Annotated in this window: 7 protein-coding genes; 2 read left to right on the forward strand and 5 right to left on the reverse strand. The window is 42.4% G+C overall.

The features are described 5' to 3' along the window. Positions 1 to 2: 2 nt before the first annotated feature. Positions 3 to 776, reverse strand: a complete 774-nt coding sequence (locus GSQ19_RS20945; RefSeq protein WP_011319781.1) for a hypothetical protein — start codon at positions 774 to 776, stop codon at positions 3 to 5. Between the two features lie 272 nt (positions 777 to 1,048). Next, the gene (locus GSQ19_RS20950; protein ID WP_011319782.1) at positions 1,049 to 1,456 is read right to left on the reverse strand and encodes a hypothetical protein; all 408 of its coding nucleotides are present in this window, start codon (positions 1,454 to 1,456) and stop codon (positions 1,049 to 1,051) included. A gap of 124 nt (positions 1,457 to 1,580) precedes the next feature. Between GSQ19_RS20950 and GSQ19_RS20955 the strand changes: the two genes are divergently transcribed. Together GSQ19_RS20955 and GSQ19_RS20960 are read left to right on the forward strand one after the other, a co-directional pair. Further along, positions 1,581 to 2,837: an ABC transporter substrate-binding protein gene (locus GSQ19_RS20955; protein WP_041456239.1), complete on the forward strand. Its 1,257-nt coding sequence runs from the start codon at positions 1,581 to 1,583 to the stop codon at positions 2,835 to 2,837. Between the two features lie 533 nt (positions 2,838 to 3,370). Continuing rightward, the gene (locus GSQ19_RS20960; RefSeq protein ID WP_011319784.1) at positions 3,371 to 6,739 is read left to right on the forward strand and encodes a PAS domain S-box protein; all 3,369 of its coding nucleotides are present in this window, start codon (positions 3,371 to 3,373) and stop codon (positions 6,737 to 6,739) included. A gap of 45 nt (positions 6,740 to 6,784) precedes the next feature. Here GSQ19_RS20960 and GSQ19_RS20965 read toward each other — a convergent pair whose 3' ends face one another. The 3 genes from GSQ19_RS20965 to nifJ form a co-directional block, all read right to left on the reverse strand. Next, entirely contained in the window at positions 6,785 to 7,858 is a 1,074-nt protein-coding gene (locus GSQ19_RS20965; protein WP_011319785.1) for an ATP-dependent 6-phosphofructokinase, read from the reverse strand. 372 nt (positions 7,859 to 8,230) lie between these two features. After that, entirely contained in the window at positions 8,231 to 9,262 is a 1,032-nt protein-coding gene (locus GSQ19_RS20970) for a dihydroorotate dehydrogenase-like protein (RefSeq protein WP_011319786.1), read from the reverse strand. 252 nt (positions 9,263 to 9,514) lie between these two features. Next, positions 9,515 to 13,087 carry a pyruvate:ferredoxin (flavodoxin) oxidoreductase gene (gene nifJ, locus GSQ19_RS20975; RefSeq protein ID WP_011319787.1) on the reverse strand — a complete coding sequence of 1,191 codons (3,573 nt, stop codon included), beginning with the start codon at positions 13,085 to 13,087 and terminating at the stop codon, positions 9,515 to 9,517. Between the last annotated feature and the right edge of the window lie 133 nt (positions 13,088 to 13,220).

Below are 13,220 nucleotides of genomic sequence, written 5' to 3' on the forward strand. Positions count from 1 at the left end.
TCTCAAGCTGTCTTAAAAAAGCGAATGATTTCTCGTACATGATCGAGGAATTGTCCATCGGTAGAAAGCTGGGCGATCGCATTTCTGGCTTCCCTAGATAATCGCTCATGTTCAGTTTGATTTGTAGCCCGTAATTCTTCTAAATTGGCGGCGATTTTTGCTAAATCTCTACGGGTTTCTTCACCAAAGCGTTGTTGTGTGGCTGCTAAAGAATAGGGCTGTTCTAGGTTAAATTGGTCTTCCAAAACTTGGACTTTCTGTTCTAATTCAACAAAGCGATGACGGAGTTCTACTATATCTTCGCGGGGATATTTCCATTCTTGGCTAATCATTGTTAGTCGTGCATAGATATACTCATAAGCACGAATTGCCGGTCTGAGGATTGTTAATAATAAAGCTGCGCCAGAACTGATATAACCTACAGTACTAATACCTGTGGCGGCGAGGAGATAAAGACCAATAGCTGAGAATAAGTGTAAAGCCAAAGCCACCCACAGCGATCGCTTGGCTAATCCTTGGACATATCGCACTTGTCGCTCATCCACAGGAATTTCTTTTTCTCTAGACTGTGCTGCTTCAGCTAAAACTTGTTTAGCTTGAAAATGAATATTCCACGGTACAGTCACAATGACTAACAACCACCAAAAACTCGCCCCTCCAATTACCCAATCAAGGAAGCTACCCGCAGGTACATGAAACCATTGCAATACGCTAAAAGCTAGCAATACTGTAATGACAATTCCGGCAATAGAACTAATAAAAAAATTTACATACATATAGCCATTTCTCCAATGAAACTACTTTGTAATAGTTAATACTTACGCAAGTGTCATAATCAAAGTAACTGTAGGGTGCGTCAGCCCCAATAATTTCGTACACATTAGAGGATTTTCCGCATCTGACGCACCCTACTATTGTGCCAGTTGCATAAGTCCTGATAGTCTTGCCATAGGCAGGCTATGACAAATTACGAATTAGTTTCATCATGGCTGTGCTGGAGGATTTATACAGAAAAGTCTGTGATGCTTTTTCCAGTTGCATATATGATTTATGGGATGAGATAACTATGCCAAACTGGTTGCGTATCTTTACTGGTCTTATCTGGAAGTAGCAATCGCCAAGTTTTACCTTCTTGCTGGATTTGGAGGTAAACATCAAAGGGTTGTTGCAGTTTGGTTAACTGTCTCTTGGGTAACTGGAAAATTAAGTCATAAGTTCCCAGAACTCGGAAGGCGGGAAGATTTTGAATTGTCAGGGGTTGTTCCTGGCGAATCTTCAGGCGTTTAATTTGAAAGCCTTGGAAATTTAAATCTAACTGTTGATTAAGTTTTTCTTGGGTTTGCTCTAGCTGGAGTGCGATCGCTCTCTGCACTAACTCGCTAGTCGGCAATAGGCCAATATTATTACAACCCACTAATAGTAATAGTAATACTGCTGTGAAAAAAAACCGCACCATGTCACTTGTAATAGACTTCAGCGATAGTATAGCGGTAGATACCTGTAGTTTTTTAGTCAATAGTCAGTAGTCAGTAGTTATCTTTCCCATATCCCTGCTTCTTCCCTATCCTCTATCTCTGGCGATGAAAAAAAGTTGGTGGCAATTTTTGGGATTAGTGATGGCGATCGCGATCGCCATTGTTGCTTACCATAGTTGGCAAATACAGAGTTCGCCTTCAGCATCTGCCCCAGTCACTGTTAAACTCAGTGGCTGGGGTGGTTCTCCGGTTGAGCAAAAACTATTGAAACAGGTTTTACAAGACTTTGAAGCACAGCATCCTCTGATCAAGGTCAAATACGAGGTGATTTCTGACCAATACATGGACGTGATCAAAACCCGCTTGATTGGAGAAGCTGCCCCTGATGTCTTCTACTTGGATGCTCTGGAGGCTCCTTTTTTGATGAGCCAGAATGTGCTGGAACCATTAGAAAGTTACATCACTCCCGCATTTGACTTAAGTGACTTTGAAACCAATCTCCTAGATAGCTTTAAATACCAGAACCATATTTACGGTTTCCCTAAGGACTATTCCACTTTGGCGCTGTTTTATAACAAAAAAGCCTTTGCTGCTGCTGGTTTGAGCAGCCCCCCTGCGACATGGCAAGAATTACGCACCTACTCCCGAAAATTAACAGGTAAACTCAACAAGTATGGCTTTGGGGAAGCACCGGAATTAGCTCGCCAAGTTTACAAAATTAAAGCTTTTGGTGGAGAAGTTATCAATCAAAATGGTCATGCTACCTTTGCGAGTGAAGCTGGTTTACGGGGATTGCAATTAGTGATAGACCAGTATCAAAAAGATAAATCATCTGCTCAAAAATCTGACGTAGGGACAAACTCAGGTAGCGAAATGTTTGGTCAGGAGAAAGTGGCAATGGTAATTGAAGGTAATTGGGCAATTCCATACTTACAAGAAACCTTTCCGCAATTGGAGTTTGCAACTGCACAATTACCAACGATTAATCAAAAAAAAGGCACAATGGTATTCACTGTTGCCTATGTCATGAGTAAGCAATCACAGCATAAAGCTGAAGCATGGGAGTTAATTTCCTATCTCACAGGTAAAGCCGGAATGCAGAAATGGACAAGTACAGGCTTTGCTTTACCTACACGCAAATCAGTATCCCAAAAACTAGGATATGAGCAAGATCCCTTGCGATCGCCTTTAGTTGCCGGTGTTGATGATGCTACACCCTGGCAGGTTGGTAAATACCCAGCCCCAATTGTGAACAATTTTGATAATCAATTTGTCAGTGCCTTACTAGGACAACAACCATTAAAACAGGCGATGCTCAGGGCGCAGAATCAGGCAAATAAGCAAATTCAAGCAATGGAGTGAAGCAGGGAAGCAGGGAATTGTGGACTGAGAACTAAACTGCTACGTACAGACGTTGCTGTGCAGCATCTCTATTGAATACTTGGTAGCGATCACCACCAAATAAAACCCTTTGATATTAGTAATTAAAACTCGATAAATGTTGATGTTGGGGTATTTAGCAGTATTGAATTTATTTCAATCTAGAGAATCAATCAACACATATATAAACACTACTATTACCATTAGAAAAATGAATTTCCATTTTTTCAGCCTAATTGGCATAGCACAGCCATCAATTACGATAATCTTTTTAAAGTCGGAGATCACCTACTACTGATTTGCCAATAGAATAATTTTGAAGACCCACGATATCACACCAACATCCCATCCGACCAAATCATTGAACGCATAAAATAGTCTGTTTGTCTAGTCTTACTATATTGCAATTTCTTCTTAGATATTGCTATTTAACCCAAGCAAATCACAATTAAAACCTAATATTGAAATTTTACTCACTATCAGTTTAGCTAACTCGTTTTGCGGTCAATAAGATAATGAAGATTGACGAATTAACTATGCCATTCAACGAGCTACCGATTGACTTACATAATTTATATCATTTGATCGATCGTCATCCTTTAACGATCGCTCCTGATAGTTATGTTATTGATGCTATTAGATTGATGAATCAACAAGGTAATAGTCCACCATTCATCAGCTTAAACTCATCGGGAACTTATAGCAATAAGAATTCAAAACAAACTAGCTATGTTTTAGTAGTTGAGGCAGGAAATATCTTAGGAATCTTTACAGAGCGGGATTTAGTCAGGTTGGCTGCATCAAAATTTGATTTATCAGATTTAAAAATATCTGAGGTGATGACACAACCAGTGATCACGATGAAAATGTCAAACTCCCCAGATATTTTTACAGCTTTGTCCTTATTAAATCACCATCAGATTCGCCATTTGCCAGTTTTGAACAGTAGAGAGCAATTAATAGGGGTTGTGAGTGCAACTAGCTTATTGCAAGGATTGCATCAATTAGAAAGCTTTTACTGTCTGCAATCCTTACAACAAGCACAACAGATAGAATTTTTACGCTACCCGTCTCGTAACCCTCTCAACGAAGTGGAACATCACGACGAATTTCTGGGATTGAGGAAGGTTTGCCAACGAGGCATTGTTGAGGTTCAACGGGCAGAACAAGCTTTACAGCAAAGTGAGGAACTGTATCGCCAGTTAGTTGAGCTGCAAAATGAGGTAATTTTGCGTGTTGATAATTTAGGGAGACTGACATTTGTTAATTCAGTAGCTTGCAAAATTTTTGGCAAGCCAATGGATGAGTTAATTGGTCAGCTAATATTTGAGTGGATGTTCCCTGAAGATGAAATCCCTCAAGCAAAAGAATATTTCCAAGCCCTCAAATCACCACCTTATCAAATCAGTATTAGCGAGCAGCCTGTATTAACACCTAGTGGTATACGTTGGTTTCAGTGGAATATTATCGGCATTGAAAATACCATTGGGGAGGTTGTTGAGTTTCAAGGAGTAGGCAGAGATATTACCGAACGCAGACAGGCAGAAGAATCGCTACGACAGAGTGAGGCAAGATTAAATTTAGCCTTGGAAGCCGCCAACATGGGTATCTGGGATTGGTATCTTTTGACCAATGAAACCATCTGGTCTGCCAATATGGGATTACTGTATGGTCTGCCAAGTACAACTTTATGTCCCAGTCCTGAAGACTTCCTGCAATTAGTCCATCCTGAAGACCGAGAGAAGTTCTCTCAGTCTGCCAAGAACAGCATTGAGCAAGGAATACCATTTACTATCGAATATCGGACTGTCTGGAATGATGGCAGCATTCATTGGCTCAATAGTAAGGGTCAAGTCTACTATGACAAAGCGGGTAAACCAATCAGGATGATTGGCACTACTAGAGATATTAGCGAACGCAAACAAGCAGAGGCATCCCTACGGGAAAGTGAGGAACTTTATCGCTCAGTGGTGACAGCTATGAGTGAGGGTATTGTTTTGCTACATACTGATGGCCAAATTATTGCTTGTAATGCAAGTGCCGAGAGAATTTTAGGGTTAAGCCGAGAGCAAATATTAGAACGTACCTGTGTTGATGAGCGTTGGCTGACTATTCATGAAGATGGCTCTCCGTTTCCTCGTGAACAGCATCCAGCAATGGAGACGCTACGCACAGGCAAACCCTGCTCTAATGTGGTCATGGGAGTTCACAAGCCAGACGGACAAATAAGCTGGATTTCGATTAATTCTCAACCTTTGTGTCGGGAAAATGAAACGGTTCCTTATGCAGTAGTTACATCCTTTGCCGATATTAGTGAACAGCAAGCTGCACTACGCTCACGCCAACAAGCAGAGCAGAAGATTCGTGAGCAAGCAGCTTTACTAGAAATAGCCACTGATGCCATTTTTGTTCGAGACTTACAAAGCAATATCTTATTTTGGAATCAAGGTGCAGAACGCTTGTATGGTTGGTCACAACAGGAAGCTATCGGCCGTAATACCCAAGAATTACTATATTCTGAAACTTCATTTCACCTGCATGAAGCAGCTCTCAATGTTGTTATGGAGTTGGGATTGTGGCAGGGTGAGTTGCAAAAACTGACTAAATCTGGCAAGGAAGTTATTGTGGAAAGCCGTTGGACACTAATGCGTGATGCAGCTGGGCAACCCAAATCAATTTTAGTTGTTGATACCGATATCACCCAAAAAAAACAACTAGAAGAACAGTTCTTCCGCGCTCAAAGATTAGAGAGTCTGGGTACCCTTGCAGGTGGTATTGCTCACGACTTGAATAATATCTTGACCCCCATTTTGGCAGCGTCCCAACTCCTGAAAGTCAAATTTCCCGACGAGCAAGGACGAACACCTATGGTAGGCAGTACATCTTTTCAACACCTGTTAGAGATTGTGGAAAGCAACGCCAGAAGGGGAGCAGGTTTAGTCAAGCAGGTGTTATCCTTTGCACGCGGTTTTAAAGGAGAACGGACAATAGTCCAACTCAAACACTTAATTACCGATATTATTCTGATTGGTAAACAGACGTTTCCCAAGTCAATTGAATTTATCAGTAGCTTTCCCGAAGCACTGTGGTCAGTCTGTGGGGATGTCACTCAATTACACCAAGTGTTGATGAATCTTGTCGTCAATGCTCGTGATGCCATGCCCAATGGTGGGAAGATCAATGTTACAGCAGAAAACATTTTTATTGATGAAACCTATGCCAGCATGATTTTAGAGGCGCAAGTTGGCAACTACATTCAGCTGACAGTCACTGACACTGGTATAGGAATGCCTCCAGAAATCTTAAATAGAATTTTTGAGCCATTTTTTACGACAAAAGAGGTGGGAGCAGGTACGGGTTTGGGACTGTCAACTGTGTTGGGAATTATCAAAAGTCATGGAGGTTTTGTCAAGGTCTCCAGCAAAGTTGGTCAAGGTAGCCAATTTAAGCTGTTCTTGCCAGCAATTCCAGCAACGCCAGATTTAACGATAGAAGAAATAGAAACACCATCGGGTAGCGGTGAATTAATTTTAGTTGTCGATGATGAAGCACCAATTTGCGAAATTGCCAAGGTGATTCTCGAAAAGTTTAACTATAAAATTCTTACCGCCTGTAATGGTATTGAGGCGATCGCACTTTATGCCCAACACAAACATCGTATTAGCGCTGTTCTCATGGATATGATGATGCCAGAAATGGACGGTATCACAGCCATTCGCACTTTGAAAAAAATGAACTCAAAGGTACAAGTTATTGCTAGTAGTGGGATCAATTCTACAGAAACAGTGGCGCAAGCAGCCATGATAGGTGTGCAGCAAGTTTTACCCAAACCTTTTACAGCCAAGGAATTATTAAATAGCTTACATCACGTACTTAGATGTTGAGATGAGGGGGAGTAGGGGGAAGAATTATTTTTGAATTTTGGATTGTTAAGTTTTTTCTCCTACATAAATACCCAAACAACGAGCGCTCTGTACCAACGAACCTTGGGGATTTACGTGTAAAGGACTTTGAGCTACAACGTCTTGAATGGGTACTGGGATAGCTTCGCCATTTTGCCAGGCTACCATCTGCCCAAATTTACCTTGAGCTACTAAATCAACGGCTGTTTTCCCAAAGACTGTGGCTGTTAAACGGTCTAAAGCTGATGGGATACCGCCACGCTGAATGTGTCCCAATACAGAAACTCTGGTATCGATGAGATTTTTACTGCATCGAGCAATTTGCTCCGCAATATATTGACCACGACCGCATTTAGGAGACACACAAGCAGAGGCAATATTTTCTTGCACGTCTTCCAGACATAGTTTCGCACCTTCAGCAACAACGACGATCGCAAATTTGCGTTGCCAGCGATCGCGCAACTCAGCTATGTATTGACATAAACCACTAATTGTGTATGAAATTTCGGGGATTAAAATCACATCTGCACCCCCGGCAATACCCGCGTGTAGGGCTAGATGTCCGGCACTGCGTCCCATAACTTCGACAATCATCACGCGATCGTGACTTGCAGCCGTAAAGGTCAAACGATTGAGGGCATCGACAATTGTATTGACAGCCGTATCAAAACCCACAGCGCGTTCTGTCAACGCCACATCACTATCTATAGTTTTGGGAATCGCCACTAAATTCCAATTACCTCGGCTAGCTAGTTCATGGAGAATGCCCAGACTACCATCACCACCAATGACGATCAAAGCATCCAAAGCCAAAGCCTCATAACTGGCAAGCATCTCATCTACGTGCGCTAAGGTGTCACCCTTATTAATAGTGCCTAAAATCGTGCCACCCATATTTAGCAGAGGGTCAATACCCCGCAAATCCCAGCCGTGCATATTCAGAGCGATCGCTTGACGCTCTAGTAAACCCTGAGTGGCATAAGGTATACCAAATACTTCCCAATCATAAGTAAGTGTTGCATGGCTGACAACTGCACGAATCACGCAGTTAAGCCCTGGACAGTCACCACCACTTGTGAGGATACCAATTTTTTTACGCATATTAGTTTTGGCGTTAACCTCTTTTAAAGAAGCCGTAGGCTATAAGTGAATTTTGATTTTGTTAGGACTTACGCAAACAGGTTATCTGTTGAGACCAGGTGTAAGGGTGTAAGAGGATGTTTGAAAAGTCCTATGCTTGGTAGCAAAACATTTTAGATCCCCCTAAATCCCCCTTAAAAAGGGGGACTTTGATTCATTTCCCCCCTTTTTAAGGGGGGTTAGGGAGGATCAATGAGTGCTTAAAATCACAGCCAATCACTTTTCAAATAACCTCTAAGGGTATAGGGGTGTAAAACATTTATTTTGAATTTTGAATTGATTCATACCCCTACACCCTTAATCTTTCGTTTTCATGCGTAAGTTCTAGTTGTATTACCCGTGATAATGAGAAGGCTCGTAAACTCGCCCCCAGTCTGGTTGATAAGTTTGCAGCGCCCGCATATATTGAGCGCGTTCAAAGGCGCTGGGGTTAGGGCAGTGTTTTTGACTCATGCTTCCCTGGAGTTGTTCTACTGATTCGTATTCATGTTTTTCCATCCATTGACGTATTTCCTGTTCGATATACTTGATATGCTCGATGCCGTGTCGTAATAAAACGGAACACAACATAGTAATATTTGCTCCTGCCATGAGCATTTTTAAGACATCATGACCATTGTGAATCCCACTGGTAGCAGCGAGGTGAGCATTGATGCGGCCGTAAAGAATGGCAATCCAACGCAGAGGTAAACGCATTGCTTGAGGGGTGCTTAACAGTACATGAGGTTCTACTTCTAGGGTTTCTAAATTAATATCTGGTTGGTAAAAACGGTTAAATAGCACCAAAGCATCAGCCCCAGCATCATCTAAACGCTTGGCCATGTTTGCCATATTGGTAAAATATGGACTCAGTTTAATTGCTACGGGAATCTGTACAGATGCTTTGACAACCTTGAGCATATTGATATAACTCTGCTCTATTTGTTCGCTAGTTAATTCGGGATCGGTATGGACAGAGTAAGTATTTAACTCCAAGGCTGTTGCACCAGCTTGCTCAATCATTCTGGCGTATTCTGTCCAGCCATCTAGTGAAGAACCGTTCAGACTGGCAATGATGGGGATTTTTACCTTTTCCCTAGTTTTTTGAATCAGGTTTAAGTATTCTTCTGGCCCAAGGCGAAAATCTTGGTGTTCAGGGAAATATGTTAAGGATTCAGGGAAACTTTCAGTTCCGTAAGTCAAATGATGATGTAGTTCGTAACTTTCTAAACTCAACTGTTCTTCAAACAACGAAGGCAGAACCACTGCACCTGCGCCTGCGTCTTCCATCCAGAGAATGTTGTCTATTTCTCCAGACATGGGAGACGCTGACGGGACGAGTGGCGATCGCAATCGTAATCCCAGATAATTAGTAGTTAAATCCATGATTATTTTCCTGAAAAACTTTTAAATATAGTCAACAGTCAACAGGTTTGGTAGGGTGCGTCAAGTCGCTTCTCTACGAGACGCTACGCGTAGCTTGCTTCCACGAAGTGGTACGCTCCAATTCAAAATTCAAAATACCCTACGGGAAGGCTACGCCAACAAAATTCAAAAAAAGTCATTACGAATAATTTCTGAGTATATTTAGGTTCCTGACGCATCCTACATTTTGGATATTTTTTATCTGGAAGTCTCTTATCCCTGTGTAACCTCTCTCGCAGCCAGATATTGATACATCTGCCACCGTAGGTTTACATCTGTTTGCGCTTCTTTGAGTAACTCTTTCGCCACTTCAGGATTAATTTTGGTCAGCATCTTGAAGCGGTTTTCCAGATACATCGATTCTTCCAGGGGTAGCTTTGGTGTGCGCGAGTCAAGTTGCAGGGGATTTTTACCTTGCTTGACTAAATCCGGATGATACCGATACAGCAACCATCTGCCAGAATCGACGGCAGCTTTTTGATTTTGCATTGCCGTACTCAAGTTAATACCGTGAGCAATACAATGGCTGTAAGCAATAATTAACGAAGTCCCAGAATAAGCCTCTGCTTCTAAAAATGCTTTTAGGGTATGTTCATCCTTTGCACCCATCGCCACACTAGCAACATAAACATTACCGTAAGTCATTGCCATCAAACCCAAGTCTTTTTTCGCCGCAGGTTTACCGCCAGAGGCAAACTTAGCTACAGCGCCCTTGGGTGTGGCTTTCGACATTTGTCCGCCAGTATTGGAATAGACTTCTGTGTCGAGGACGAGAATATTTACGTTGCGTCCACTGGCTAAGACGTGATCTAAGCCCCCATAGCCGATATCATAAGCCCAACCGTCACCACCAATAATCCAGACGCTCTTTTTCACTAAGTAATCAGCCAGACTCAGAAGGAGTTGGGCTTTGCTGGTTAATTCTGGGTTGACAAGGGCTTGTAACTTTTGCTTGAGTATAGAGATGCGATCGCGTTGTTCCCAAATCTCAGCTTCATTGTTTTGCTGATTATTCAAGATATCATCGACCAATTCCCTACCTACCACCGTTGCCAGTTCTTGCAGTAATTGGCTGGCAATTTCTGTTTGTTTATCTATAGATACCCGGAAACCTAAACCAAATTCGGCGTTATCTTCAAATAAACTATTAGACCAGGCCGGGCCTCGTCCTGCGGCGTTCTGCGTCCAAGGTGTGGTGGGTAAATTACCGCCGTAGATGGAAGAACAACCGGTGGCGTTAGCAACAATCATGCGATCGCCAAACAACTGTGTTCCTAATTTAATATAGGGTGTCTCTCCACAACCCGCACAAGCCCCAGAAAATTCAAATAACGGTTCCTGCATCTGTTGTTGATTAATATGGGTCAGCTTCAACTCCCGCCTATCGGGGTTGGGAATACTCAAAAAGAAATCCCAGTTTTCCCGTTCTGCTTGGCGTAACGGTAACTGCGGCTCCATATTAATCGCTTTCTTGCGTGGTTGCGCCTTATTCTTGGCTGGGCAAACATCTACGCAAATACCGCAGCCTGTACAATCTTCTGCTGCTACCTGGATGGTAAATTTTAACCCATGCCAATCATGATCTTTTGCATTGGCACTCTTAAAGGTTGACGGTGCATTCTCTAGTTGTTCCGGTTCATAAACCTTACTGCGAATCACACTATGAGGACACACCATCACACACTTACCACACTGAATGCAAACATCTGTATCCCAAACCGGGATTTCTTGGGCGATATTACGTTTTTCCCATTTCGCTGTTCCCGTGGGATATGTGCCATCGTTAGGTAATGCACTCACAGGTAACTCATCCCCTTCACGGGCAATCATTTTACCCAGGATATAGGGGATTGAGGAAGGTGGGGCCCCCTCTGGGGATAAGGGGTAATGGTGATTGGGGATTTGGGGTGGGGCAGAATATTCTCTAGTAACTAACTCATGTAAATTATCCAAGGTGGTATCAACAGCTTTGATATTCATTTGGACGATTTGGTCGCCTTTTTTGCCGTAAGTTTTGCGGATATATTTTTTAATTTCGGCGATCGCTTCTTCCCTTGGTAGTACATTAGATAATGCAAAGAAACAAACCTGCATCACCGTATTAATTCTTCCAGCCATCCCTGCTTCACGGGCAACTTTATAAGCGTTAATTACATAAACCTTGAGTTGCTTTTGTTGAATTTGTGCCTGAATTTTACCGGGTAGGCGTTCCCAAACTTCATCTTGATCATAGGGAGAATTTAATAAAAAAGTACCTCCCTGGACAATATCTTTCAAAATGGGGAATTTTTCTAAAAAGTCCCATTGATGACAAGCGACAAAGCTAGCTTTGTTAATCAGATATGTAGAACGGATCAGTTGAGAACCAAAACGCAGGTGAGAAACCGTCACCGAACCCGACTTTTTCGAGTCGTAAACAAAGTAACCTTGAGCGTAATTGTTTGTCTCTTCACCAATAATCTTGATAGAATTTTTATTCGCTCCTACTGTTCCATCAGCACCCAAACCGTAGAAAATAGCTCTAACTATATTGTCTGGCTCAATGTTAAAGTCGGGGTCATAATCTAAACTAGTATGGCTGACATCATCATTAATCCCAATCGTGAAATGATTTTTGGGTATAGTAGCTGCCAAATTATCAAACACAGCCTTAACCATCCCCGGCGTAAATTCCTTGGAAGACAAACCATAACGACCACCAATAACCGTAGGAAGAGATCCTACACCCCATTTTTCATACAAAGCCGTCACTACATCCAAATACAACGGCTCACCCGATGCGCCTGGTTCTTTGGTACGGTCGAGAACAGCGATGCCACGAGTAGTTGTTGGCAAAGCGGCGATAAATCTCTGGCTATCAAATGGCTGATATAACCGCACTTTGATCACCCCAACTTTTTCCCCAAGGGCGTTGAGATAATCGACAGTTTCATGTACAGTTTCACAACCAGAACCCATGAGGATAATAACTCGTTCTGCTGTTGGGTCGCCATGATATTCAAATAGTTGATATTGTCGCCCAGTCATTTGGGCAAACTCATCCATAACTTTTTGGGTAATCTCTGGACAAGCTAGGTAATAAGGATTAACGGTTTCTCTAGCTTGGAAATAAACATCAGGGTTTTGGGCTGTACCGCGTAAAACTGGTTTATCTGGTGTTAAAGCCCTTGACCGATGGGCAATCACTAATTCATTAGGTATAAATCCTTTGAAATCTTCTGTTGTTAAGAGTTCAATTTTATTAATTTCGTGGGAGGTACGAAAACCATCAAAGAAATGTAAAAAAGGTATGCGTGATTCTAAAGTTATTCTGGTAGAAATGAGCGCAAAATCATGGGCTTCTTGAACAGAAGCCGCGCACAGCATCGCAAAGCCAGTCCCACGGGTAGCCATGACATCACTGTGGTCGCCGAAAATTGATAGGGCTTGGGCAGCGAGCGATCGCGCCGCAATATGAAATACTGTAGGTGTTAGTTCCCCTGCAATCTTGTACATATTAGGGATCATCAGCAATAATCCCTGGGATGCGGTAAATGTCGTTGTTAATGACCCTGTTTGCAACGCCCCATGTACTGCACCCGCTACTCCTCCTTCACTCTGCATTTGTACTACCGTCGGTACAGTACCCCAAATATTTGGTTTACCTTCACTCGCCCAAGCATCTGACCATTCCGCCATCGGTGAAGAAGGTGTAATCGGATAAATAGCAATAACTTCATTGATTTGATAGACGACTTGGGCAACAGCCTCATTGCCATCTATGGTTGCAAAGGTTCTGTTTTTCATCTTCCTGGCCTATGAGAGTTGCTGCACTCAATCATCAAACTATTAGTTGGACTGAGATTTAGCCCGTAGCTTCTATCTTGAAATTAAGCCCAAAAGTTGAGGAACTTGTGAAGAAATGCCAGAGACATTCCCA

It is taken from the genome of Trichormus variabilis 0441, from assembly GCF_009856605.1.
Lineage (GTDB): Bacteria > Cyanobacteriota > Cyanobacteriia > Cyanobacteriales > Nostocaceae > Trichormus > Trichormus variabilis.